20 protein-coding genes are annotated in these 23,628 nt (G+C 62.7%); 10 read left to right on the forward strand and 10 right to left on the reverse strand.

The window, feature by feature from the left end; genetic code table 11:
- Window positions 1–6 precede the first annotated feature (6 nt).
- Genes SJI03_RS08755 through SJI03_RS08775 form a run of 5 tightly spaced genes read right to left on the reverse strand, consistent with a single transcriptional unit; the run spans window position 7 to window position 5,938 of the window.
- Window positions 7–321: a hypothetical protein gene (locus SJI03_RS08755; RefSeq protein ID WP_322426857.1), complete on the reverse strand. Its 315-nt coding sequence runs from the start codon at window positions 319–321 to the stop codon at window positions 7–9.
- Between the two features lie 21 nt (window positions 322–342).
- On the reverse strand, window positions 343–2,355 hold the full coding sequence (locus SJI03_RS08760; protein WP_322426858.1) for a WG repeat-containing protein: 2,013 nt from the start codon (window positions 2,353–2,355) through the stop codon (window positions 343–345).
- Window positions 2,356–2,384: 29 nt separating this feature from the next.
- Window positions 2,385–3,779, reverse strand: coding sequence for a PoNe immunity protein domain-containing protein (locus SJI03_RS08765; RefSeq protein ID WP_322426859.1), 1,395 nt, complete (start codon window positions 3,777–3,779; stop codon window positions 2,385–2,387).
- A 34-nt stretch (window positions 3,780–3,813) separates the two neighbouring features.
- The gene (locus SJI03_RS08770) at window positions 3,814–4,626 is read right to left on the reverse strand and encodes an alpha/beta hydrolase (protein ID WP_322426860.1); all 813 of its coding nucleotides are present in this window, start codon (window positions 4,624–4,626) and stop codon (window positions 3,814–3,816) included.
- 1 nt (window position 4,627) lies between these two features.
- Window positions 4,628–5,938, reverse strand: coding sequence for an O-acetylhomoserine aminocarboxypropyltransferase (locus SJI03_RS08775; protein ID WP_322426861.1), 1,311 nt, complete (start codon window positions 5,936–5,938; stop codon window positions 4,628–4,630).
- Between the two features lie 284 nt (window positions 5,939–6,222).
- Between SJI03_RS08775 and SJI03_RS08780 the strand changes: the two genes are divergently transcribed.
- Together SJI03_RS08780 and SJI03_RS08785 are read left to right on the forward strand one after the other, a co-directional pair.
- Window positions 6,223–6,846 carry a 2OG-Fe(II) oxygenase gene (locus SJI03_RS08780; RefSeq protein ID WP_099377407.1) on the forward strand — a complete coding sequence of 208 codons (624 nt, stop codon included), beginning with the start codon at window positions 6,223–6,225 and terminating at the stop codon, window positions 6,844–6,846.
- A 128-nt stretch (window positions 6,847–6,974) separates the two neighbouring features.
- Entirely contained in the window at window positions 6,975–7,421 is a 447-nt protein-coding gene (locus tag SJI03_RS08785; RefSeq protein ID WP_010398828.1) for a CBS domain-containing protein, read from the forward strand.
- Between the two features lie 69 nt (window positions 7,422–7,490).
- Here SJI03_RS08785 and SJI03_RS08790 read toward each other — a convergent pair whose 3' ends face one another.
- Window positions 7,491–9,752: a putative bifunctional diguanylate cyclase/phosphodiesterase gene (locus SJI03_RS08790; RefSeq protein ID WP_099377406.1), complete on the reverse strand. Its 2,262-nt coding sequence runs from the start codon at window positions 9,750–9,752 to the stop codon at window positions 7,491–7,493.
- 428 nt (window positions 9,753–10,180) lie between these two features.
- Here SJI03_RS08790 and aroC point away from each other — a divergent pair, with 428 nt between their 5' ends.
- Window positions 10,181–11,275, forward strand: coding sequence for a chorismate synthase (aroC, locus tag SJI03_RS08795; protein ID WP_322426862.1), 1,095 nt, complete (start codon window positions 10,181–10,183; stop codon window positions 11,273–11,275).
- Between the two features lie 151 nt (window positions 11,276–11,426).
- On the opposite strand, the gene SJI03_RS08800 is transcribed toward aroC, so the two are convergent.
- Both SJI03_RS08800 and SJI03_RS08805 read right to left on the reverse strand, forming a co-directional pair.
- Complete coding sequence (locus tag SJI03_RS08800; RefSeq protein WP_099377404.1) at window positions 11,427–12,923, reverse strand: HDOD domain-containing protein; 1,497 nt, start codon at window positions 12,921–12,923, stop codon at window positions 11,427–11,429.
- The gene (locus tag SJI03_RS08805; RefSeq protein WP_416208733.1) at window positions 12,920–14,599 is read right to left on the reverse strand and encodes a putative bifunctional diguanylate cyclase/phosphodiesterase; all 1,680 of its coding nucleotides are present in this window, start codon (window positions 14,597–14,599) and stop codon (window positions 12,920–12,922) included. Before SJI03_RS08805 ends, SJI03_RS08800 begins: the two co-directional genes overlap by 4 nt.
- Before the next feature lie 457 nt (window positions 14,600–15,056).
- On the opposite strand from SJI03_RS08805, the gene SJI03_RS08810 reads away from it, so the two are divergent.
- The 4 genes from SJI03_RS08810 to SJI03_RS08825 all read left to right on the forward strand — a co-directional run bounded on the left by SJI03_RS08810 (window position 15,057) and on the right by SJI03_RS08825 (window position 18,422).
- A complete protein-coding gene (locus tag SJI03_RS08810; protein ID WP_322426864.1) occupies window positions 15,057–16,739 on the forward strand; it encodes an isovaleryl-CoA dehydrogenase in 1,683 nt (560 codons plus the stop codon).
- 145 nt (window positions 16,740–16,884) lie between these two features.
- Window positions 16,885–17,535: a uracil phosphoribosyltransferase gene (upp, locus tag SJI03_RS08815; protein WP_010398816.1), complete on the forward strand. Its 651-nt coding sequence runs from the start codon at window positions 16,885–16,887 to the stop codon at window positions 17,533–17,535.
- Window positions 17,536–17,557: 22 nt separating this feature from the next.
- Complete coding sequence (locus SJI03_RS08820; protein ID WP_070280690.1) at window positions 17,558–17,920, forward strand: Hpt domain-containing protein; 363 nt, start codon at window positions 17,558–17,560, stop codon at window positions 17,918–17,920.
- Window positions 17,921–18,218: 298 nt separating this feature from the next.
- The gene (locus SJI03_RS08825; protein WP_010398811.1) at window positions 18,219–18,422 is read left to right on the forward strand and encodes a cold-shock protein; all 204 of its coding nucleotides are present in this window, start codon (window positions 18,219–18,221) and stop codon (window positions 18,420–18,422) included.
- Window positions 18,423–18,707: 285 nt separating this feature from the next.
- Here SJI03_RS08825 and SJI03_RS08830 read toward each other — a convergent pair whose 3' ends face one another.
- Window positions 18,708–19,619 carry a LysR family transcriptional regulator gene (locus tag SJI03_RS08830; RefSeq protein WP_322426865.1) on the reverse strand — a complete coding sequence of 304 codons (912 nt, stop codon included), beginning with the start codon at window positions 19,617–19,619 and terminating at the stop codon, window positions 18,708–18,710.
- A gap of 216 nt (window positions 19,620–19,835) precedes the next feature.
- Between SJI03_RS08830 and aceB the strand changes: the two genes are divergently transcribed.
- The gene (gene aceB, locus SJI03_RS08835) at window positions 19,836–21,434 is read left to right on the forward strand and encodes a malate synthase A (RefSeq protein WP_099377399.1); all 1,599 of its coding nucleotides are present in this window, start codon (window positions 19,836–19,838) and stop codon (window positions 21,432–21,434) included.
- Window positions 21,435–21,513: 79 nt separating this feature from the next.
- On the opposite strand, the gene gloB is transcribed toward aceB, so the two are convergent.
- Window positions 21,514–22,323, reverse strand: a complete 810-nt coding sequence (gloB, locus tag SJI03_RS08840; protein WP_322426866.1) for a hydroxyacylglutathione hydrolase — start codon at window positions 22,321–22,323, stop codon at window positions 21,514–21,516.
- A gap of 19 nt (window positions 22,324–22,342) precedes the next feature.
- Here gloB and SJI03_RS08845 point away from each other — a divergent pair, with 19 nt between their 5' ends.
- Both SJI03_RS08845 and rnhA read left to right on the forward strand, forming a co-directional pair.
- Window positions 22,343–23,119: a class I SAM-dependent methyltransferase gene (locus SJI03_RS08845; protein ID WP_099377397.1), complete on the forward strand. Its 777-nt coding sequence runs from the start codon at window positions 22,343–22,345 to the stop codon at window positions 23,117–23,119.
- On the forward strand, window positions 23,112–23,561 hold the full coding sequence (gene rnhA, locus SJI03_RS08850) for a ribonuclease HI (RefSeq protein ID WP_099377396.1): 450 nt from the start codon (window positions 23,112–23,114) through the stop codon (window positions 23,559–23,561). Before SJI03_RS08845 ends, rnhA begins: the two co-directional genes overlap by 8 nt.
- The last annotated feature ends 67 nt before the right edge of the window (window positions 23,562–23,628 follow it).

The raw sequence follows: 23,628 nt of genomic DNA on the forward strand, positions 1-23,628 counted from the left end.
GGGCAATCAGGGGTTGAGCCGCTCGTACAGCAGGGCATCGAGCGCGCCCGTCAGCGTATTGCCCTCTTCGTCGAGCAGCGTGTAATCCTGCTGGCTATCGCCGAGCGAGGCGCTGCCCTCGATGCCGCACACCAGCTGGTACGTCGCGTCATCGATCGCCAGCTTGATCAGGGCCAGGATTTGCTGGCGCTGGCCCTCGGCCAGTGCCAGCCCGTCGAGCAGGGCGCCAAGCCGGGTCTGTCCCTCGCTTCCCTGCGCATATAGCGCCAGCAGCGACGCATTGGATGCGACGACATCATCGATGAATTTTTTCGCGTGCATGGATTCCTTGTCTTGTAAAAATCACAGCAGCACGGGCCGCAAAGCCGCCTGCAGCGCCACCTTGCTGAACGCCGCCGCATCCTGCGCCCGCACCACGCCCAGATAATACGTGTCTTCGCCGCCGTGCATGTTGACCAGGCGCAGCTGGTGCGGCGCCAGGTGGGCGGCGATGGCGGCCAGGCCCTCGGCCATCGCATCGCCATCCTCGCGTTCCTTCCAGCGGAAGTCCTGCAGCGCGGGCAGCTCGATATGCTGGGCTATGCGGGGCACTTCATCGACGGCTTTCCAGTCCAGGGTGGTGCCGTGGCCCTGCGTGTGGGAGGCCGTGGACCAGAGCAGGAAGAAACAGGCCGCCTCGGGCGAGTCGCCTTCGTATTCCTCTTCCGGATCGTCCTGCGCCAGCTCTTCCAAAGTGATGTCCACGCAACGCGCGGCCAGTTCCGCATCGCCTTGCAAGAGCAGGGCGGCCATGCTGCGCAACTGCTCGCGGTCCGCCTTGGCCATGATTTGCGCGGGTGTGAAGCTGCGGCGCTTGGCGGGCTTCTTCTCGGGATTTTTCTTGCCCAGGCCGATAGACTCGCTCAACTGGGCCGTGATCGCCGCCTTGAAGTTTTCCATGGTGTCGAACTGTTCCAGCAACTGGCCCGTGAAATCCATGCTCCAGGCCATGCCATCCTTGACGACATATAAAAAGTCGCTTTGCACGGCCACGCCGCGCAAATGGTGGGCGGGCGGATACAGGGGCGTGAAGGCTTGTTTTCCATCGAGCGTCAGCATGCAGGCCAGCCCCTGCGCGTCGATGGCGAAGATCAGGTTCTTGCGCAGCTTGGGCGGCGACGAGGTGGTGGCGCAATCGATGGCTTCATACTGGCAGGGCGCCAGCAGCTCGCCCTGGCTATTGACCAGGCCAAACAGGAAGCGCCCGGCGATGCGCTGGCTGACGATGGCGATTTTTTTCTTCGTGCCAAAATCCTGCACGGAGCTGTAGGCGGGCGGCACCACGACCTTGCCCGTCTTGTCGAGCACGCCGTGCACATTGCGCTTGGCGTCATCGTCTGTCTGGTCTGTCTGGCGCTCGATGTCGATCAAGCCATCTTCGCGCTGGCACACGTTATCCACCCTGTCGATGAGCAGCGCACCGTCGGGCAGGTGCAGCAAGCGGCTGGCGCCGTCCGCATCGATCTGCTGCAACAGATGGGGGCTGATCACATACAGGGCGCCGGGGGCGGGCGGCAGCACCACCGTGCCGTTGAGGTCCAGCACGCCGTGCGCATCGGGGGCGTCCGCCGTGGCAAAGGTGATCCAGCCATCGTCCGCATAGTACACACCCAGGTCCACATAGCGCTGCGACAGCGGCACGATCCAGCGGCCATAGGGCGTGACCAGGCCGGTAACGTCCGGTTCGCCGGCGGCGCTCACTTCATGGCACAGCACATCTTCCTCCCATCCCACCACTTCCAGGCCTTGCAGGAAAGGCAGTTCGTCCGTGCCCAGTTCCTCGACATCGGCCAGCTGCGCGACGGCCGTGGCCGACCAGTAACCGGTGGCGGGCGATGCGGCGCCGGCGGCCAGCAGAGGCGCCAGCGCTTCCCGCTCGCCGCGCAGCAGGGCAGCGTGCAAGGCTTGCGCCTCGGCGCGCAAGGCCTCGAGCCCGGCCGCGTATTCCGGCGTGCCGATATCGTGCGGGATCAGCTGCACGCAGTCGAGGATCAGCCATGGCTGGCCGCTCGCCAGCAGGGCGCTGATGGCGCTGCGCGCGACGATGGCGGCCGCGTCGCGCGGCCTGCCCATCAGCGCGGACAAGGCTTGCCAGCTGGCCTGCGCCTGCGCCATCGGCGCGGCCAGCACGCAGGCGCAGTCTTCGCCATCGCCATAGATGGGCCAGGCGACAGCTTGCGTACCGGCGCCGATGAGCAGTTTGAACAGCGTAGGTACGTCCAGCCGCCATTCGGCCAGGCCCGTGATCGTCTCGGTGTCGAAGCCGGCCTGGCCGGGTAAAAATGCGGTGCTGAACAGGGCTGCGGTATTGATCATTGATATTTGTCTAAAAGTGAACGGGGGATTCAGGGCGCTGGCGGCATGACCCAGTGCGCCAGCGCGCTGCGATCGAGGCCCAGCTGTTTGGCCGCGGCAGCCGCTTCGAAGGCCCACAAGCCGTAGTAGCCGCCCAGGCCGTGTGCACGCAAATGGCCGTTGAACCAGTCTTCGCGCACCAGCGCGCCATGCCAGCTGGCCAGGTACTGCCGCAGGTGTTCCAGCTGCTGCGCGGCATCGTCCGCATCCAGGCACTCGAACAGGGCTGAATAGGGTTCTGCGAAATACCATTCGTCGACGGCGGGACGCTGGGGATCAACGGCGGACAGCAGCGCCTCGTACACGGCGTCTTCGCCATCGAAGGCCGTCTGCAGGGCGGCCAGGCGGGCAGCCAGGTCGTGGCGGCCGAACAGCAGGGTCGCGCCCAGCAACTGCAGGGTGCGCGCGTAATCCGTCAATTGTTCGAAATCAAAGGCGGGCAAGGCATCGTCATCGTAGGCTGCGGCCAGGGCGGCGCGTGCCGTTTCGCAGGCGGCGACGGCCGCTTCCAGCGCCGGTTCCACGTCAGGCAAGGGCAAGCCTGCCGTGTAGCGCAGCGAGAAGACCTGGTAAGCCGTGCTGGCGGCGGCGCACGCCCAGTAGGCATCATCGCCGCCATCGATTTCCGCCTGCGCCTGCGCGCGCCCGTAGGCGGCCAGCAGGGCGTCGAGGTAAGCGAGATTGCGGCTAAAGTCGAACGGGGCGGGCGGCACCTGGCGCGGCGCGTGGGGCCAGGGCGTGGATGAAACCGGGCAGGTGGCGGCGCATTCGCGCTGGATGGCCCAGTCGGCGAAGATTTGCTGCATATACTGCGCCGTTTCGTCGTCGTGGACGATGGCGCCGACGCCCACAAAGGTCGTGCCCAGCAGGGTGTAGCCAGGGAAGCGGCTGCTCTCGTAGGCGATGGTGGTCACGCTCTGGATGGTCCTGCCGTCGCTCAGGTCGCGCACGCGGAAGTACACATCGTCCCAGCCGGCCAGCGGTGCCGCTGGCGGTTCATTCGGCAAGGTCGCCCAGCTGCCGTCCTCCTGCTCTTCATAGGCGTCGAGCAGTTCGTCGAGGCCGCCGGGGCGGTCGATGCGGTTGTTGGCGTCGTATTGCAAGTCCAGTTCGGCCGCGAAGGCTGCCGCGTGGCGGCCCTCGAAGACCAGGTACTGGGAGCTCGTGGTGCCGACCAGCAGATCCGTGTGCTGGCCCGCCACGACGAGCGCCTGCGGCAGCCGGCACCATTGGTAGTATGGAATGCCGGCCATGGGACCGCCTTCGTCCGCCAGCGGGTTAGTGAAGCGCAGCTGTTCCAGCCATTTATAGCGTTCGTGCCGCTCCGCTTCCGTGCCGCTGCCGCGGCCAGTCAATTCATCGTGCAGGGTATTCAACAACATCATTCGTCTATCCTAAAAAAGTCCGCGTGGCGGGTGCTTATGCTGCTGCCGTTTGCGCAAACGCAAACAGCGCGTCGAGCACGGCGTCCGGCTGCTCGGCCATCAATTCGTGCCCGCTGTCGACCTGCACCACCGTGCCATGCGCGATGGCAGACGTGAGCAAGCGGGTCGATTTGGGCGGCGTCATCATGTCGCGCGCGCCAAAAATAAATAAAGTCGGGCAGTGTACCGAAGCGGCGGCGATTTCGCCGTTCGCGTAGGCATTGCAGGCGAAAAAATCCGTGTGAAACACGTGATCGGGGTTGAGGGCGGCGATGCGCTGTTTCAGACGCCGCGCGCCGCCCATGGCATAAAAGCCGGGGCCGGGGAACGACGGCTTTTGCGCGATCGACGAGTGCGACCAGATATTGACCATGTCGATGGCTGCCTGTTCATCGTTGAGTGACGTTTCCAGAAGGGCCGGCGAGACCTTCATCGGGTAGGTGGAGCCCAGCATGGCCAGGTGGCTGACACGCCCGGGCGCCAGGAATGCTGCTTCCAGCGCGATCAATGAACCCATGCTGTGGCCGATCAGCATGGCCCTGGCCGCGCCGGCCGCATCCAGCACGGCCAGTATCCAGCGCGCCAGCTCTTCCACCGTGGTTTTCGCCGCGCCCAGGCTGCGGCCGTGGCCCGGCAAATCGACGGCCAGCACGTTCCAGCCGTGGTGGGCAAAATAGCGCGTCTGCAGGGCCCACACGGAATGGTCATTCTGCGCGCCGTGGATGAAGACGGCCGTCGGCTGGCCCGGGTTGAATGGTTTGCCGCCCGTGTAGCAGTAAGCCGTGGTGTTCTCGATGGTGAGCAGCATCTCAGGCGCCTTTCTGCGACAGTTTCAGGCCACGGGCCAGGTCTTCGATCAAATCATCCGCGTCTTCCAGGCCGACTGACAGACGCATGGTGCCCTGCGTGATGCCCGCCTGTTCGAGTTGATCGTCGGGCACGCGGAAATGCGTGGTGGAGGCGGGGTGGATGACGAGCGACTTGGCGTCGCCCACGTTGGCCAGGTGCGAGAAGATCTTCAGGCTGTCGACAAAGCGCTGGCCGGCCGCGCGGTCGCCGCGCAGCCTGAAGGTGAAGACGCCGCCCGCGCCTTTCGGCAGCAGGGTTTTCGCCAGCTCATAGTCGGGATGCGACGGCAGTTCGGGGTAGGACACGGATTCGACGGCTGGATTGGCCAGCAGAAAATCGATCACCTTGCGCGTGTTGGCCACGTGGCGATCCATGCGCAAGCCCAGGGTTTCGATGCCTTGCAGGATGGCGAAGGCATTGTGCGGGCTCATGACGGCGCCGAAATCGCGCAAGCCTTCGCGCCGCGCGCGCAGGGCGAACGGCGCCACCGTCGATTCCTCGGCGAAGACCATGCCATGGAAGCCGTCATACGGCTCGCACAGTTCGGCGAAACGCCCCGTCTTGTCGTATGCCGCCTGCCAGTCGAAGGTGCCGCCATCGACGAGCAAGCCGCCGATGGCCGTGCCATGCCCGCACAGGAATTTGGTGGCCGAGTGGAACACCAGGTCGGCGCCATGCTCGAAGGGGCGCAGCAGATACGGGGTGGTAAACGTCGAATCGAGCATCAGCGGCAGCTGGTGTTCGTGCGCCAGGGAGGCAATCTGGGGGATGTTCAGCACGTCGAGGCCGGGATTGCCCAGGGTTTCCGCAAACAGCACGCGGGTAGAGGGCCGGATGGCGGCGCGCCAGGCGTCCACGTCGCGCGGGTCGACGAAGGTCGTCTCGATGCCGAAGCGTTTCAAGGTGTAGGCCAGCAGGTTGTGCGAGCCGCCGTACAGGGCGCGCGAGGCCACGACGTGCGATCCGGCGCCCGCGATGGTACATAAGCCAAGGTGCATGGCGGCCTGGCCGCTGGCCGTGGCGATGCCGGCCACGCCCCCTTCGAGGGCGGCGATGCGCTCTTCCAGCACGGCATTGGTGGGATTCGAGATGCGCGAGTACACGTGGCCGGCCCGCTCCATATTGAACAGCGAAGCCGCGTGTTCCGAACTCTTGAAGGCAAACGAGGACGTGAAATGGATGGGCGTGGCGCGCGCGCCCGTGGCCGGGTCGGGCGCCGCGCCCGCATGCAGGGATAAAGTATCGAAACCGGGGTATTTCGGGCCGCTCATGGTGTCTCCGCCAAGTTTTATAGTGGCAAGATCGTAACCTGATTTGCAGCTGAGCAAAAGGGCTCCTGTGCAGGGCGCATGGCGCCGTGCTGGCGGGCCGCGCGTGTAACCTGCAGTGTAAAAAAAGTGACCGGCACGGTGCGGCGGTGGTAGGATACCGGATCAGCGATATTCGGGCTGTTTGACTTGTGCGCGTGCGCCGCGCCGCAGGGAAGGCCGCTACGTTCCAGCGAAATCCTGGGCTTCAGGCGAACTCTCATCGCATGTCCACCAGGAAAGATTTTATGCCCGCAATATCGTTCGACGGCGCCCTTGCCGTACCCGGACCTTCTATCGTCGACGGCCTGTGCCACGCAGGCTGGCTCATGCAAGAGCATTTCATCTCCCCTGAACTGAGCCGCCAGTTGGCCGCCGAATGCGTGCAATCCATGCTCAGCGGCAAGATGAAGGGGGCCGGCGTGGGCAGCGGCCATGCACCGCTGCTGCAGCCGGACATCCGCGGCGACCATATCGAATGGCTGGAAACGGGCCGCTCAGCGGCATGCGACCGCTACCTGGAACACATGGAAGCGCTGCGCTGCGTGCTCAACCGCGAGCTGTTCCTGGGGCTGGAAGAGTACGAAAGCCATTTCGCCCTGTATGCACCGGGCGCCTTTTACCGTGCCCATCTGGACCGTTTCCGCGATGACGACAAGCGCACCGTGTCCGTCGTGCTGTACCTGAACGACGACTGGCTGCCAGAGCACGGCGGCGCCCTGCGCCTGCACCCGCAAGGCGGGCCCGTGGTGGACGTCTTGCCGCAAGCGGGACGCATGGCCATGTTCATGTCGGGCGAGATGCTGCACGAAGTGTTGCCGACAGCGCGCGAACGCCTGTCCATCGCCGGCTGGTTCCGCCGCAGAGCGTAACGAAAAGGTGCGCGCAATCCCCCTCGATTTGATTGCGCGCAAGGCTGGATTTTTCCGCAGGCATAGGCTACAGTCGCAGTAAGGGCTAGAATAACTAAAATACCAATCACGCGGACAGGACGGCCAATATGAAAGTATCTGAAATTCTCCAAGTCAAGGGCAATATCCTCTACACGGTCACGCCTGACCAGCCCCTGCTTGACGCGGCCAATACCATGGCTGAAAAGGACATCGGTTCGCTGGTGGTCATGGAATTTGGCGACCTGGTCGGCATGCTGACCTTCCGCGAAGTACTCAACGCGCTGCATGAAAACGCGGGCCAGATCGGCGGCGGCACCGTGCGCAAGCACATGGATGACCACCCGATCACCGTGACCCCGGATACGGAAGTCAACGAAGTGCGCCGCATCATGCTGGAAAAACACGCGCGCTACCTGCCCGTCATGAACGCCAAGACCTTGCTGGGCGTCATTTCCTTCTACGACGTGGCGCGCGCCGTGCTCGAAGCGCAAAGCTTTGAAAACCAGATGCTGAAAGCGTATATCCGCGACTGGCCGGCCGAAACCACTGATTAAGCTTCGCTCATCCAGTAAAAACAACGCCGGCAACTGCCGGCGTTTTGCATTGCGTATGCAATGTGACGTCTATGCCGCGCCCTGCAGCGCTTCGTTGTTCAGCCAGGTACCCAGCGCCGTGGCCGTCATCGGGCGGGCGAACAGGAACCCTTGCGCCATGGGGCAGCCCAGCGCCTGCAAAATTTGCGCCTGCCGCTCGTCTTCCACGCCTTCCGCGATCACGGCCAGGCCCAGGTTGCGGCCCAGCTGGATGACCATTTCGGCGATGCTGCTGCCGCGCGCGGAACCCGTGATCTCGGTGACGAAGGCGCGGTCGATCTTCAGGCGGTCGACTTGCAGGCGCTGCAAATAGGACAGCGAGGAAAAACCTGTGCCGAAGTCGTCGATGGCGATGCTCACACCCGTTTGCTTGATCTGCCACAACATCTTGATCAATAAATCGGGCTCTTCCATGGCCATCGATTCCGTGATTTCCAGCTCGATGAATTCGGGCGGCGCCTGCGTCTCTTCCAGCGCCGCGCGCAGCATTTCCAGGAACAGCGGGTGGCGGAACTGCACTTGCGACACGTTGACGGACATGACGAAGTTGCGGTGGCCCTGCTCGCGCAGCAGCACCAGTTCGCGGCACGCCGTGCGCAGCACCCATTCGCCGAGGTCGATGATGATGCCCGAATACTCGGCAATCGGGATGAAGCGGTCGGGCGAGATGAATTTGCCGTCCGGCGTCTGCCAGCGCAGCAGCGCTTCGGCGCCCACGGGGCGGCGCGTGGTCAGGTCGATCTGCGGCTGATACACGACAAACAGCTGGCCCTGGCTGAAAGCCGTGCGCAGCGCGTGCATCATGCGCACTCGTTCGCGGATTTCGATGCCCATGCTGCGCGAGAAGTAGAAATGCCCGGCGCGCTGCTGGCTTTTCGCCCGTTTCAGGGCGATATCGGCATCCTTCAGCGCATCGGCGCCCGTGCCCGCGTGTTCGCCCAGCCGCACCAGGCCCAGGGTGGCGGACAATTGCACGTCCTGGCCATCGATGCTGAACGGCGCCTGGAACAGGGCCAGGATCTTGGTCGGATTGACTTGCGACGAGTCGCCCAGCACGCAGAAGATGTCGCCGCCGAGGCGCGCCACCGTCAGTTGCGGGCCCAGCTGGGTTTGCAGGCGTCCCGCCACGGCCACCAGCAGCATGTCGCCGAACTGGTGTCCCAGCGCGTCGTTGGTTTCGGCAAAATGGTCGAGGTCCACCAGCGACAGGGTGGCGTCGTCGCGCGCGGGGCCGGCCAGGGTGGCGTCGAGGATTTCCACCAGGCGCGTGCGGTTGGGCAGCTTCGACAATTGATCGTAGAAGGCGGCGTTGTGCAGGTGCGACACCAGCTCGACGTTGTCCAGGCCCACGGCGACATTGCTGCAGAAGACTTCCAGCAGGCTTTCATCGATGGCCGACAGGGGGCGCGGCAGCACCAGGTAGGCGGCCGCGTCGCGGCTGGCCTTGCCCGCGAAGTACAGGGTGGCGTAGTCGTGCGCGTACACATTGCGCCGCTGCGCCAGGGTGTGCTCGATGGCGGCCATCACGCGCGGGTTTTGCAGGCCGCACAGGGCGCTGTGCGGCAAGCTGGAAAAGCTGCCCGTGCAGGCCGAAACGAGCAGTTCCCGTGCGCCATTGTCCTGCAAGTCCTGCACGCACAGCACGCCGTCGGCGCGGATGCCCAGCAGGTCGGCGATCTGCGCCAGCACGCCGGCCGAGAAGTTCTGCACGCCGTGCAGCGCCATCAGCTGCGTGCTGGCGTGGACGATACGGTCCAGGCCGCGCCGGCTGCTGCTGATCGAACGGATCTGCTCGTACGAGCGGATGGCGGCCGTCACCGTCGTAAACAGCTTGATGCGCGTCAGTTCGGACTTGGTCTTGTAGTCGTTGATGTCGAAATCGCGGATGGCGTCGATTTCCGGGGCGTAGCCGGGCTGGCCCGTGCGCAGGATGATGCGCACGTCCGTCATTTTCAGGGTTTCGCGGATGTAGCGCACCAGGTGCAGGCCCGCGTCATCCTGTTCCATCACCACGTCGAGCAGGATGACGGCGATGTCGTCTTCATGCTTGAGCAGTTCGCGCGCCTGGCCGGCTGAATACGCATGCACGAATTCCAGCGGGCGGTGCTGCATTTCCAGGTTGCCCAGGGCGAAAGTGGTGGTGGAGTGGACGTCTTCATCGTCGTCGATGATCATCACCCGCCAGACGCTGCGCGGTGCGACGGCCAGCGGCGGCGCTGGTTGCTCATCGAGGAATACCAGGTCGTCGTGATCGTCCTTGTTGGCGTCAAGGGGGATGATCGGTGCGGGCATGTATAGCTTCTCCAGGATGACTCGATATTTTTTACGAGCGCGTCGCAAAAGCCCATGGCGTTGTTGCGTTGCCTTTACCGTACTGTACTTGCGTACTGTCTTCGGCAACGACGCCTAGCCCTGGGCATTTGTGACGTGCTCTCGGCGCAGTCCAAATCCGGTTTGATAACCAGTATTGTGTGGCGCGCTTTGATCCAAGTATATAGCTATTTAATAAGCAAAATGTTTTTTTAAGTCTATTCCGTCGAGCAATATTTCTTGTATTGCATGATTGCAACTCATATTTGGTATTTTTTATATGAAAAAATACGCGGGATTTTAAAATGGCGAGGCGGGTGGGGGAATATCGGTCCCTGGCGGGGCATTAGCGGCATGGCATGCCCCGCAGGCTGGTAGAATTGAGTTTTCCAGTCCTCACACTTCCTACTATGTCCGGCAATTCTTTTGGCAAGCTGTTTACTGTTACCACTTTCGGCGAATCGCATGGCCCGGCCATCGGCTGCGTGATCGATGGCTGTCCTCCGGGATTGGTCCTGTCGGAAGCCGATATCCAGCCCGAGCTGGACCGCCGCAAGCCGGGCACGTCGCGCCACGTGACGCAGCGCCAGGAATCCGATACGGTCGAGATTCTGTCCGGCGTGTACCAGGGCGTGACGACGGGTACGCCCATCGCGCTGCTGATCCGCAATGAAGACCAGCGCAGCAAGGATTACGGCAATATCGCGGAAAGCTTCCGCCCTGGCCATGCCGACTACACCTACTGGCATAAATACGGCGTGCGCGATCCGCGCGGCGGCGGGCGCTCCTCGGCGCGCCTGACGGCGCCCGTGGTCGGCGCAGCGGCGATCGCCAAGAAATGGCTGCTGCAGCAGTACGGCACCACCTTCAAGGGCTGCATGAGCCAGCTGGGCGACATTCCCGTGCCGTTCCAGTCGTGGGAGCACGTGCATGCGAACCCGTTCTTCGCCGCCAGCGGCGACGCGGACCTGATCGCGCGCATGGAAGATGCCATGGACCAGTTGCGCCGCGACGGCGATTCCATCGGCGCGCGCATCGACGTGATCGCGCAAAACGTGCCTGTCGGCCTGGGCCAGCCCATCTACGACAAGCTCGACGCCGACATCGCCTACGCCATGATGGGCATCAATGCTGTCAAGGGCGTGGAAATCGGCGCCGGTTTCGATTCGGTGGCGCAAAAAGGTTCCGAGCACGGCGACGAACTGACGCCGGAAGGCTTTATCGGCAATAACGCCGGCGGCGTACTGGGCGGTATTTCGACGGGGCAGGATGTCAAAGTCTCGATCGCCATCAAGCCGACGTCGTCGATCCGCACGCCGCGCCGCTCGATCGATAAGGAAGGCAATCCCGTGATGGTCGAAACCTTCGGCCGCCACGACCCGTGCGTGGGCATCCGCGCCACGCCGATCGCCGAAGCCATGCTGGCCCTGGTGCTGATCGACCACGCCCTGATGCACCGCGCGCAATGCGGCGATGTGTCGGTGAGTACGCCGAAGTTGAAATGATTAATTTTGTCGCTTAACAAAGACGCTTGCGACACCTGACAAAACCGTAGCGAGCGGAAGGGAGAGGTGGCTAAGAAGCGCAACCGTACGAAGGTACGGTGAGCATCGCAGGCCGCCTATACCGACGCGCAGTAGGTTTGGTCAGGTGTTCTCATGCCACCTTATTCGCCACCAATTCCAATTGATGGCGCATCTCCACAGACTGCACCAATAACGCCCGGATATCGTTGATCAGGTTGAATTCCGTCTGATTCAATTGAATCGGCGGGAAGCTGTCGTCCCAGTCGCCATATAAAAATCCCGTTGGGTGGCCGTTGGCCGACAGGGGCAGCACGACGAAGCTGCGCGCTTCCGACAATGTCGCTTTCCACCATTGCGGCAGCTTGGCGGCAAATTTCGGGTCGCGCGCGTTGTCGATGAAGATCACGCGGTCGCTGTTGAGGGCCGCGTGGAAGACGTTCGGTTCATACGCATCGCCAAACACCATCAGGTCCTGCAGGTCGGCCATGCCTTCGCCCATGCTGATGCGCGCCGAATACAAATGATCCCTGTGGTTGCGCACGAACGCCACCGAGCGCGAAAAATCGAAGCCCTGGTGCAGCGTTTCAAGCGCCATCGAGACCATCTGGCCCGGACTGGCGCTGCCGATGGCGCCGCGCAGGTCGGCCAGGCCGCCGATCAGCACACGGTTGCCTTCGGCGCGCATGCGTGTCGAGGCCAGCTGGCGCGCGCGCCGTTCGGCCGGTTTCGACAGGGGCGCGATCGACAGATCGGCCGCCGCCATCGCCTTGGCCTTGTCCACCGCCACCACCAGGTCCGTCGCGGTGATACCCAGGGTGCCCGCGTAGTCGTCGATCAGCGCGTGCACTTGCGCCGCGCCGGCAGCATCGTCATGCCACAGCGAGTCGGCGCAGCGCGCCGCCATCGTTGACAGTCCGGCCATCCAGTCGGCGCCGCTGACGGGAGAATTGTCCGGCGACGGGTCCATCGGACGCATGCCGTTGATCAGGTGCTGCGGCAAGCCCCAGTGGGCGGCCGTGGCATAGCCCACTTCCGGCAGAGACAGGCCGAGGATTTCGCGCGCGGCGGCCGCCTCGTTGCCCGGACCCGCATGCGCCTGCATGCGCGCCCAGAAGTCCGTCATGTAGAACGTCACCATCATGCGGCCCAGGGTGTGCAGCATCGAGCAGACGACGGCCTGCTCCGCCTGCAGGCTGCCGGCGCTGGTGGCCACCTGCTGCGCCACCATCCCGGCCAGCACGGCCTTTTCCATTTCCACGTGGGCGCTGACGGAATCGGGCGACGCCTGCGACAGTTCCTCGATCAGTTTCAGGCCCAGCGCCAGGTGGCCGATGGCGTCGATGCCCAGCACCAGCACGGCCTTCGAGACCGTGTTGACGCGCTGGCCGAAGGCCGAATACATGCCGCTGTTGGCCAGCCGCAGCACCTTGTGCGTGAGGACAGGGTCGGACAGCACCGTTTGCGTGATGTCGAATTCGTGGTCGTCCTCGCCGCGCATGGCGCCCAGGATGGCGCTGATGGCTTTCGCGAAGCCGGGCATGTCGCCCTGCTGGCGCGTGCGCGCCCACAGCAGGTCCAGGGTGTTTTTGCCGAGCTGTGTCGGCGCCGTGAAATGACCTGGATTCATTGCACCCCTCCGCGCGGTTCATTGGCAGACGGCGCAGGCACCAGCGCCGCATAGGTTTTGTCGCTCAAGGCCGATAGCGCGGCGTGGGCGGGCATCGGTTTGCCCGTCAGGTAGCCTTGCACATACTGGCAGCCGCGCGACTCCATGAAGTGCATCTGCTCTTCGGTTTCCACGCCTTCGGCCACCACGGACAGGTTCAAATGCTTGGCCAGGTCGAGAATGGTGTTGCAGATGGCCGCATCCTTGCTCGATTCTGGCAAGTCCTTGATGAAGGTGCGGTCGATCTTCAGCACGGAAATGGGGAAGCGCTTCAGATACGCGAGCGAGGAATAGCCGGTGCCGAAATCGTCGATGGCGATGCGCGCGCGGCGCTCCGTCATCTTGACGAGGATGGTTTCCGCATGCACGGGGTCGATCATCAGGGTGCCTTCCGTAATTTCCAGCACCAGGTGTTCGCCGGACAGCCCCGAAAACGCGATGGCGTCATCGAGCACGTCGAGGAATTTGTCGTTGCGGAACTGGCGCGGGCTGATGTTGACGGAGATGTACAGCGGCCGCTTGGCTACTTCCTGGAATTGCTTGAGCTGCACGCAGGCCGCTTTCAGCGCCCAGGCGCCCAGCAGGTTGATCAGGCCATTGGCTTCGGCAATCGGGATGAAGCGCACGGGCGGCACCAGGCCCAGGGTCGGGTGCTTCCAGCGCATCAGGGTTTCGAAACCCTGGATTTGCCGCGTGTGCGCATCGACGATGGGCTGGTAAAAGAGTAAGAACTCGCCTTCACGCACGGCCTGGAACATGGCCGCTTCCAGCGAAATATCGTGTTCCGACGGGCCATTCAGGCGCGGGCTGTAGACCAGGCAGCGGGCCTTGCCCGTTTCCTTGGCGCGCGACATGGCCGCATCGGCCAGCGCCACCAGGCGCACTTCATCTTCCGCGTGCAGCGGATAGATAGCCACGCCGACGGAGGCGCCCACGTAGATCGTGTGGCCATCGACTTCGAACGGCGCCTGCAGGGTGGCCAGCAGGCGGCCCGTCACCAGCTTGATCTGCGCGTCCGTGGCGCTGCCTGGCAGCACGGCGACGAATTCATCGCCGCCCACGCGGGCCAGGGTGTCGCTGTCGCGCAGGGTCTTGCGCAGGCGCGCCGCGGCCAGGCGCAGCACGGCGTCGCCGACCGGGTGTCCCAGGCCATCGTTGACCTTTTTAAAACCATCGAGGCCGATGGTGGCGACGGAAAAGCCCTGGCCCGAACGCGCGGCCTGGGCGATCACCATGCGGATGCGGTCCGACAGCAGCAAGCGGTTCGGCAAGCCCGTGAGCGCATCGTGCGTAGCCATGTGGCGCAGCCGTTCTTCCGTATTGTGCTGGGCCGACGTGTCGCGCCCGACCACCAGCAGTTCGGCCACGCCGGCCGCGTTCATATAAGAAGACAGGCGCAGTTCGAACCAGATTTCCTGATCCGGCGTTTGCAGCCGCACTTCCAGGCGGCCCGGTTCTTCCAGGGCGTCTTCCAGCGCCGCTTGCAGCGCCGCACGCGATGCTTCGGCGGCCAGCGGCAGCAGCAAATGGCCGGACAGGCCCGAAGGTGCGCCAAACAGGGTGGCCGCGCGCTTGCTGGCGAACAGGATCAGGCCGTCCGTATCGAGCCTGAACACGACGTCGCCTGCCTCTTCCATGAGGTTGTCCAACTCGTGACGAGCCTCGCGGTGGGCGGCGGATGGGGTACTGGAAAACATCGTGCTGGCTTTTACCTTTTTTGTTATCAGTGCCGGCGCTCGCTGCAGGGCGGGGCGCCAACGGAAAGAGTGCATCGTGCATGACGCGTGCCATAGGGGCCGAAAGGGCGGCTATCGGAACGCGATCCACACGAAATGTATCATTGAAAAGCACCCGATTACATGAAATAGAGCAACATTGCTTCAGGTTTTGTAAATATTCCTGCCTTCCATGAAAAAAATCATGCCGCGCGACACATGCAGGCATTTTCATTCCACATGGAAACATTTATCTGCGCCTGCTTCCACTGGCGCGCTTGCCCCGCCATGCGCTTTGCGCTAGTCTGGCTGGCAGACGGTATTGACGGTGCGCCAGCGACGGCAAGGGCGCCATGATAACAAATCGCGGGGGGCTCCCATGAATGCCTTTGACACGCATGAAGTTTTCAACCAGGCCACGCCCTTTGAAAACGTCAATCTGTTCGCCTGCGACCCGGCGCTGATCGAAGCGCTGCTGCGCGAGGGCGGCGGCGCGGCGCTGCAGGAGCTCGACGCGCTGGGCGAAAAGCTGGGCCGCGCCGAAACCTATGCGCTGGCGCGCCTGGCGAATATCCACACGCCCGAGCTGCAGCAGTTCGACCGGGCCGGGCGCCGCATCGACGAGGTGCTGTTCCATCCGGCCTGGCATGAACTGATGGCCATCCTCGTGGGCGCCGGCGCGCATGCTTCGCCCTGGGCCTCGCCCGGTCCCGGCGCCCAGGTGGCGCGCGCGGCGGCCTATCTATTAGTGGGACAGGTGGAAAACGGCACGCAGTGTCCCGTGACGATGACGTATGCCTCGGTGCCGGCCTTGCGCCAGGCCCTTGAGCTGCCGCAAATCGCGCAGCGCTGGCTGCCGAAAATCCTCTCGCGCGACTACGATCCCCGCTCCCTGCCCGTGGAGCAGAAGCGGGGCGCCCTGGTCGGCATGGGCATGACGGAAAAGCAGGGCGGCTCGGACGTGCGCAGCAATACCACGCGCGCGACGCAGGTGCCGCCGGCCGAGGCGCGTACCCTGTTCGGCGGCGAGGCTGCCGGCGCCTGGCGCATCGTCGGCCACAAATGGTTTTTCTCGGCGCCCCAGTGCGACGCCCATCTGATCCTGGCGCAGGCGGACGAGGGGGGATTGTCGTGCTTCTTCCTGCCCCGCTACCTGCCCGACGGCAGCCGCAACGCCATCCGCGTGCAGCGCCTGAAGGATAAGCTGGGCAACCGCTCGAATGCCTCGTCGGAAGTGGAGTTCACCAATGCCTACGGCTGGCTGGTAGGGCAGGCGGGGCGGGGCATACCCACCATCCTGGAAATGGCCAGCCACACGCGCCTTGATTGCGTGCTGGGCAGCACCGGTATCATGCGCGCCGCCCTGACGCAGGCGCTGCACCACGCGCGCCAGCGGGCCGTGTTCGGCAAGCCGCTGGCCGAACAGCCGCTGATGCAGAACGTGCTGGCCGACCTGGCGCTGGAATCGGAAGCTGCCACGGCCTTTGCACTGCGCCTGGCCCGCTGCTTCGATGAAAAGGAGGATGCAGGGCAAGCCATGCTGGCGCGCGTGCTCACGCCGGCCGGCAAGTACTGGATCTGCAAACGCGGTCCCGGTTTCGGCTTTGAAGCGATGGAAGTGCTGGGCGGCACCGGCTATGTGGAAGACGCGCCGCTGGCGCGTTTATATAGAGAGCTGCCCGTCAACTCGATCTGGGAAGGCTCGGGCAACGTCATGTGCCTTGACGTCTTGCGCGCCTTCGGCAAGTCGCCGGCCGCGCGCGACGCCCTGGCTGTCGAGCTGGCGCTGGCCGGCGATGACGATGCCATTTTCGCGGGCTACCGCGCGCGGCTGCTGGCCGACCTGGACGGGCCGCAAACGGATGAATTTGGCGCCCGGCAATTATCCGAACGCATCGTGCTGGCCGTGCAGGCCGGCTTGCTGCTGCGCCATGCGCCACCGTTTGTTGCGCAAGCGTTCCTGCAGTCGCGGCTGGTGCAAGCGCCGGGCGGCGTGTATGGCCGCTTGCCGGCCGGCACCGATTGCAAGGCCATCCTGGCGCGCGCGCTGCGCGAGTATTGATTTCAATAAATCCGATTATTTCGAAAATTCCGGCCACAGGCGGGCTGGGGGCTGGGATAATGCTGCAATCCATCATTTTATCGATACACAGCGCGCTTGCGGCCCAGGCTTGCCGCCGCGCCAGCTACAGAGAAAGAAAAACAAGATGAAACAAGATCCACGCTTCCCGAATTTGTTCATTACCGATCACCCTTTGATCCAGCACAAACTGAGCCACATGCGCGAGCACGACACGTCGACGCGCACCTTCCGCGAGCTGCTCAAGGAAATCACTTTGCTGATGGGCTATGAAATCACGCGCGACCTGCCGCTGACCACGCGCGAAATCAAGACCCCGCTGGTCACCATCGATGCGCCTGTCATTGCTGGTAAGAAACTGGCCATCGTGCCCATCCTGCGCGCCGGCATCGGCATGAGCGATGGCTTGCTGAACCTGGTGCCATCGGCACGCGTGGGACACATCGGCGTGTACCGCGACCCGGCCACGCATATGCCCGTGGAGTACCTGGTGCGCCTGCCTGACCTGAACGAGCGTACCTTTATCCTGTGCGACCCGATGGTAGCGACCGGCAATTCGGCCGTGTATGCCGTCGATGTGCTGAAAAAACGGGGCGTGACGGATGAGCAGATCATCTTCCTGGCCCTGGTTGCCGCACCGGAAGGCGTGACCGTGTTCCAGAATGCGCATCCGAACGTCAAGATGTTCTGCGCCTCGCTCGATTCGCACCTCGATGACCACGCCTACATCGTGCCAGGCCTGGGCGACGCCGGCGACCGTATCTTCGGCACCAAGTAATCCACGTCAGGCGAGTATTGCGATGGCAACCTTGATCGATCCGGATTTCCGCGCGCGTTTGCGTGCCCTGAATGAAAAATATGCGGCTGGCGTGCCGGCCCTGTTGCAGGCGATCACGCAGGCAAGCGGCCGCTGCGACAGCGAAGGCCCCCGCCTGGAACCCTTGACGGAGCTGCACCGTGCGCTGCACGCGGTGGCCGGCTCTGCCGCTACCTTTGGCTTTGCCGCGCTGGGCCAGGAATGCCGGCGCATCGAGCAGTTGGTGCGTGCCATGCTCAATGCCCCTGCGCAAGCGGTGGCGGAATGGCCCGCCGTGCGGGCGCAAGTGGTGGCGCTATTGGACTGGGCAGGGCGCGATGCGGCCGCCACTCACTTCACCGCGTGAGTGACCGCGTCATAGTAATGTGGTTGCAATGATTCATTTGATGCAACGCAAAGCACCCGCGTCGCAGATTAGGATATAGTGTGTCCATGCCGCTGGTACAGGGCGCCGCAAGACGGGGATTTGGCTATTAAAGTAGTGTTCGCAAGTTTATTTTGCGAAAGAATGGTTTTTCTCAGTTTTGTTGGTATAATTGGGCATCGTTGGATTCGAGGTAGTAGTGCAGTTTGTCTGTCATTTCTTTCTTGCTTCAAACGATATAACGGGCGCAAGCCCAACTTAACTGAAATAGGAAATTGTAATGGCAACTGGCATCGTAAAATGGTTCAATGATTCGAAGGGTTTCGGCTTTATTACCCCTGACGAAGGCGGCGAAGATCTGTTCGCTCACTTCTCGGCTATCCAGTCGAACGGCTTCAAGTCCCTGCAAGAGAACCAACGCGTTTCTTTTGAAGTGACCGCTGGCCCTAAAGGCAAGCAAGCTTCGAACATTCAGCCAATCTAATACGCTGGATCAAACGAAATAAAGAAATCCTCGGTCTCCGAGGATTTTTTTTCGCCTGAATTTCCGTGAGGCATCGATTTTGCGTCGGCTGTGCGTTCTTTTGGCGTGCTTGCGTCGCCGCGTAGGTCGGCTTACGCTAAGCCGACCTACGCCTGGACCTTCACTGCGCCCAATCAGCCCGTAGCGAGCGGCAGTGATTTGTGGCCGAGAAGCGCAACCGTACTTTAGTACGGTGAGCATCGCCGGCTGCAAAGCGCGCCGCGCAGTAGGTCTGATTGGGCGTCCTCAAATAGCCCGCTCACGCCAGTAGTCAGGCTGTGAGTACGAGTGCCTTAGAAAATCCACAAACGCCCGTATGCGCAGCGGCAAGTGGCGGCGCTGGGCGAACACGGCATAAATGTCATTGCCCGGCGCGGCGAACTGGTCCAGTACCGTCACCAACTGGCCCGAGGCGATCTCCGCGCCCACTTCCCACATCGAGCGCCACGCCAGTCCCTTGCCGGCGAGCGCCCAGTCGTGCAGCACTTCGCCGTCGTTGCATACCATATTGCCTGCCACCTTTAAAATCACATTCTTGCCGTTTTCGCGGAAGGTCCAGCCCCGCTGGCTGCCTTCGCTGCTGATCGCCAGGCAATTGTGCTTGGCCAGGTCGGCCGGGATGCGCGGCGTGCCCGCCCGTTTCAGATAGGCGGGTGAACCGACGAGCACGCGCTGGTTGTCCGCCAGTTTGGTGCTCACGAGCGAGGAATCGGACAGGCTGGCGATGCGGATAGCCACGTCGATGCCTTCGCCGATCAGGTCGACGAGGCGGTCGTTCAGGTGCAGCGACACCGTCACGTCGCGGTGCTCGGCGACAAAGGAGGGGATTAATGGCGCCACGTGCTGGCGGCCGAAGCCTGCCGGCGCGGAAATGAGCAAATGGCCGCTGGCTTTGACGCTGCGCACGGCCACGGCCGCTTCAGCTTCTTCCAGTTCGCCGAGGATGCGCTGGCAATCTTCCAGGAAGGCGGCGCCTTCATTCGTCAGCGCCAGCTTGCGCGTCGTACGCTGCAGCAATTTGACGCCGAGGCGCTGCTCCAGTGCATCGAGGCGCCGCCCTATCATGGCCGGGGCGATGCCTTCCGCGCGCGCGGCCGCCGACAGGCTGCCCTTGGCCACCACTTCCACGAAGGTCGATATTTGTCTGAACTGTCCCATGTCGTGCTCCCGCGATGCCGTCACTTGTGATAAAAACGCATAGATGAAGTGATTTTTAATCTCGTTTCCATGCCTTATAGTGCAATACTATAGAACAAACGCGCCGCCAGGCAGAGTGTTTTTGCGCCTCTGCCCAGCTTGCCAGCGCAGTCGTTCGGCTTATACTTGGATCACCAGATTACCTTTGCTTATATTTATTAAAAACCGGAGAACTTCATGACGCAGAACACGATCGCACTTCCAGAAGGCATGCAAATCACGGGGGAAATCCAGCCCGGCTACGAACAGATCCTGACCCCGGCCGCACTGGCCCTGGTGGCCAAGCTGACGCGTGCATTCGAACCGCGCCGCCAGCAGTTGCTGGCCGTGCGCGTGGAACGGGCCAAGCGCCTCGACGCGGGCGAGCGTCCTGATTTCCTGCCTGAAACCGCGCATATCCGCGACGGCGACTGGAAGATCGCGCCGATCCCGAAGGCGCTGGAATGCCGCCGCGTGGAAATCACGGGTCCCGTCGAACGCAAGATGGTCATCAACGCCTTCAATTCCGGCGCGGACAGCTACATGACGGACTTCGAGGATTCGAACACGCCAAACTGGGATAACCAGCTGACGGGCCAGATCAATATGTTCGATGCCGTGCGCAAGACGATTTCGCTGGAGCAAAATGGCAAGTCCTACAAGCTGAACGACAAGATCGCGACACTCGTCGTGCGCCCGCGCGGCTGGCACCTTGATGAAAAGCACGTGCTGGTCGATGGCAAGCGCATTTCCGGCGGCATCTTCGATTTCGCCCTGTTCATGTTCCATAACGCCAAGGAACAACTGGCGCGCGGCGCCGGCCCGTACTTCTACCTGCCGAAGATGGAATCGCACCTGGAAGCGCGCCTGTGGAACGATATTTTCGTCATGACGCAAAACGAATTGGGCTTGCCACAAGGCACGATCAAGGCGACTGTCCTGATCGAAACCATCCTGGCGGCCTTCGAGATGGATGAAATTCTGTACGAACTGAAAGAACACAGCTCGGGCCTGAACGCGGGCCGCTGGGATTACATCTTTTCGTGCATCAAGAAATTCAAGCTGGACAAGGATTTCTGCCTGGCCGACCGCGCCAAAGTCACGATGACGGCGCCCTTCATGCGCGCCTACGCCTTGCTGCTGCTGAAAACCTGCCACAAGCGGGGTGCACCAGCCATTGGCGGCATGGCAGCCTTGATCCCGATCAAGAACGATCCGGAAAAGAACGACATCGCCATGGGCGGCGTGCGCAACGACAAGGCGCGCGATGCCACCGACGGCTACGACGGCGGCTGGGTTGCCCATCCGGGCCTGGTGGAACTGGCCATGGGCGAATTCACCAAAGTGCTGGGCGACAAGCCGAACCAGATCGAGAAGCAGCGTCCCGACATCGACGTGAAAGCGTCGGATCTGCTGAACTTCCAGCCGGAAGCGCCGATTACGGAAGCGGGCTTGCGCTACAACATCAATGTGGGCATCCACTACCTGGGCAGCTGGCTGGCTGGCAACGGTTGCGTGCCCATCCACAACCTGATGGAAGATGCGGCCACGGCCGAGATCAGCCGCTCGCAAGTGTGGCAGTGGATTCGTTCCAGCAAGGGCGTGCTGGAAGATGGCCGCAAGGTAACGGCCGAGATGGTGCGCGCCATGATTCCGGAAGAGCTGGCCAAGGTGCAGCGCGATGCGCCAGGCGGCAACGGCCCGACCTATGTGCGTGCCGGCCAGATTTTCGAGGAAATGTCGACGTCGGAATCGTTCGCCGAATTCCTGACCTTGCCGCTGTACGAAGAAATCTGATCCTGATCAAATAGCAGCATAAAAAATCCCGGCGATGCCTTAAGCATCTGCCGGGATTTTTTATTGTGGAAGAGTTTGCTTAAAAATTATTCTTCCACATTCGCAAGGCTGCAAACGCTTCCACGGGCGAGGCGTCTGCCGCCAGCTTGCCTTCCACCTTCAGGCTGCTCAAGATCGCCGGTTCGCGATAGCGCAGGAAAGGATTCGTGGCTTTTTCCAGGGCAATGGTCGACGGCACGGTCGACAAACCCTGCTGGCGCTTTTCCGTGTCGATGGCGATGCGTTCCTGCAAGGCCACATTGCCCGGCTCGACAGCGTTGGCGAAGCGCAGATTGGACAAGGTGTACTCATGCGCGCAAAATACCTCGGTATCGTCGGGCAGGGCGGCCAGCTTGCCCAGCGAGTCGGCCATCTGGCCCGGCGTGCCTTCGAACAGGCGGCCGCAGCCGCCCGCAAACAGGGTGTCGCCGGAAAACAGCCACGGTGCGCCGCTGCGCTCGTCGCGCTGGCGCACATAGGCAATATGCCCCTTCGTGTGGCCGGGCACGTCGATGACGCTCATCTGCAAACCCAGCTCGGGCACATGGGCGACATCGCCTTCGGCAAGCGGTTCCGTGATGGCTGTGATAGCCTCATTGCGCGGGCCGAAGACGGGGATGGCGAAATGCTGCAACAATTCAGGCACGCCACCCGTGTGGTCGGCGTGGTGATGCGTGAGTAAAATGGCGGATAAGGTCAATTGATGGGCTTGCAGCGCATCGAGGATGGCCGTCGCGTCGCCGGGGTCGACCACGGCGGCATGGCGGCCGTCATGGATCAGCCACAGGTAATTGTCGGCAAAGGCGGGCACGGCAAGTACCGATAAAGCGTGTTCAGGGGATTGTGTCATGAGCAAAAGAGAAAACTGAATGGACAGTGTGGCATCCGAAAAATCCATTATAGCGCTTGACGGCTGGCTGCAGACGCCGGCCGGTCTGTACGTGCGTGCCTGGGAGCAGCAATGCCTCGACAGTCTGACGGTCGATATCTTCGGTTTTAATGCCGTGCAGATCGGCTTGCCCCAGCTCGATGCGCTGGCGGCCAACCGCATGCCGAACAAATGGTTGCTCGATGCGCGCCTGCCGTCGCGTCCGTCACAAGAGAGCCGTTTGACCCTCGTGTCGGCCTTCGACGAGTTGCCGTTCGACTCGCAAAGCCTGGACCTGGTGGTCTTGCCGCACGTACTCGAATTTGCCGCCGAGCCGCACCAGGTCTTGCGCGAGGTCGAGCGCGTGCTGATCCCGGAAGGGCGCGTGATCGTCTGCGGCTTCAATCCGGCCAGCCTGTGGGGCATGCGCCAGGGGCTGGGACGGGTCACGGGACGCCATTACCTGCCGCAGGCAGGCGAGCTGATCTCTATGCCGCGCATGAAAGACTGGTTAAAATTGCTCAACATGGGCGTCAGCCAAAGCTACTTCGGCTGCTACGCACCTGCCTGCAGGACAGAAAAATGGCTGCGCCGCAACGCCTTCATGGACAAGGCCGGTGCGCGCTGGTGGCCATATCTGGGCGCAGTGTATATAGTGCAGGCGATCAAGCGCGTCAAAGGGATGCGTTTGATCGGTCCGGCGTGGACCAAGAAACCGGCGACGGCGCCCGCAGGCGCACCGGTCACGAATAAAAGGCGGGAACAGCAAGATGGCTAAGTTTGAAGATAAGGTAGAGATTTACGCCGATGGCGCATGCAAGGGCAATCCCGGCACGGGCGGCTGGGGCGCGCTGATGGTGGCCGATGGCGCCAAGAAAGAAATTTACGGCGGGGAACTCAATACGACGAATAACCGCATGGAATTGAAGGCCGTGATCGAAGCCTTGACGGCGCTCAAACGTCCCTGCCAGGTGGTGCTGTATACCGATAGCCAGTACGTGCAAAAGGGCATCAGCGAATGGATCCACGGCTGGAAGGCGCGCGGCTGGAAAACGGCGGCCAAGGCGCCCGTGAAAAACGTCGACCTGTGGCAAGCCCTCGATGCGGCCCAGGCCGTCCATGAAGTGGAATGGCGCTGGGTGCGCGGCCACAATGGCCATCCGGGCAACGAGCGGGCCGATCAGCTAGCCAACCTGGGCGTGGAAACCGTGCGCGCGTAAGAACACCCAAGGTCGCTAGTTGTAATCGCAGGGCACAGGTTTGCTATACTGTGCCCTTCGCTTTTTG

The sequence above is a fragment of the Janthinobacterium sp. GMG1 genome (genome assembly GCF_034427795.1).
In the GTDB taxonomy this organism is placed as follows: Bacteria; Pseudomonadota; Gammaproteobacteria; order Burkholderiales; family Burkholderiaceae_D; genus Janthinobacterium.

What these genes read in the sequence shown, in the direction of transcription:
- SJI03_RS08755 (WP_322426857.1), bottom strand. Translation starts at nt 321, where the DNA reads ATGCACGCGAAAAAATTCATCGATGATGTCGTCGCATCCAATGCGTCG.
- SJI03_RS08760 (WP_322426858.1), bottom strand. Translation starts at nt 2,355, where the DNA reads ATGATCAATACCGCAGCCCTGTTCAGCACCGCATTTTTACCCGGCCAG.
- SJI03_RS08765 (WP_322426859.1), bottom strand. Translation starts at nt 3,779, where the DNA reads ATGATGTTGTTGAATACCCTGCACGATGAATTGACTGGCCGCGGCAGC.
- SJI03_RS08770 (WP_322426860.1), bottom strand. Translation starts at nt 4,626, where the DNA reads ATGCTGCTCACCATCGAGAACACCACGGCTTACTGCTACACGGGCGGC.
- SJI03_RS08775 (WP_322426861.1), bottom strand. Translation starts at nt 5,938, where the DNA reads ATGAGCGGCCCGAAATACCCCGGTTTCGATACTTTATCCCTGCATGCG.
- SJI03_RS08780 (WP_099377407.1), top strand. Translation starts at nt 6,223, where the DNA reads ATGCCCGCAATATCGTTCGACGGCGCCCTTGCCGTACCCGGACCTTCT.
- SJI03_RS08785 (WP_010398828.1), top strand. Translation starts at nt 6,975, where the DNA reads ATGAAAGTATCTGAAATTCTCCAAGTCAAGGGCAATATCCTCTACACG.
- SJI03_RS08790 (WP_099377406.1), bottom strand. Translation starts at nt 9,752, where the DNA reads ATGCCCGCACCGATCATCCCCCTTGACGCCAACAAGGACGATCACGAC.
- aroC (WP_322426862.1), top strand. Translation starts at nt 10,181, where the DNA reads ATGTCCGGCAATTCTTTTGGCAAGCTGTTTACTGTTACCACTTTCGGC.
- SJI03_RS08800 (WP_099377404.1), bottom strand. Translation starts at nt 12,923, where the DNA reads ATGAATCCAGGTCATTTCACGGCGCCGACACAGCTCGGCAAAAACACC.
- SJI03_RS08805 (WP_416208733.1), bottom strand. Translation starts at nt 14,599, where the DNA reads ATGGAAGAGGCAGGCGACGTCGTGTTCAGGCTCGATACGGACGGCCTG.
- SJI03_RS08810 (WP_322426864.1), top strand. Translation starts at nt 15,057, where the DNA reads ATGAATGCCTTTGACACGCATGAAGTTTTCAACCAGGCCACGCCCTTT.
- upp (WP_010398816.1), top strand. Translation starts at nt 16,885, where the DNA reads ATGAAACAAGATCCACGCTTCCCGAATTTGTTCATTACCGATCACCCT.
- SJI03_RS08820 (WP_070280690.1), top strand. Translation starts at nt 17,558, where the DNA reads ATGGCAACCTTGATCGATCCGGATTTCCGCGCGCGTTTGCGTGCCCTG.
- SJI03_RS08825 (WP_010398811.1), top strand. Translation starts at nt 18,219, where the DNA reads ATGGCAACTGGCATCGTAAAATGGTTCAATGATTCGAAGGGTTTCGGC.
- SJI03_RS08830 (WP_322426865.1), bottom strand. Translation starts at nt 19,619, where the DNA reads ATGGGACAGTTCAGACAAATATCGACCTTCGTGGAAGTGGTGGCCAAG.
- aceB (WP_099377399.1), top strand. Translation starts at nt 19,836, where the DNA reads ATGACGCAGAACACGATCGCACTTCCAGAAGGCATGCAAATCACGGGG.
- gloB (WP_322426866.1), bottom strand. Translation starts at nt 22,323, where the DNA reads ATGACACAATCCCCTGAACACGCTTTATCGGTACTTGCCGTGCCCGCC.
- SJI03_RS08845 (WP_099377397.1), top strand. Translation starts at nt 22,343, where the DNA reads ATGGACAGTGTGGCATCCGAAAAATCCATTATAGCGCTTGACGGCTGG.
- rnhA (WP_099377396.1), top strand. Translation starts at nt 23,112, where the DNA reads ATGGCTAAGTTTGAAGATAAGGTAGAGATTTACGCCGATGGCGCATGC.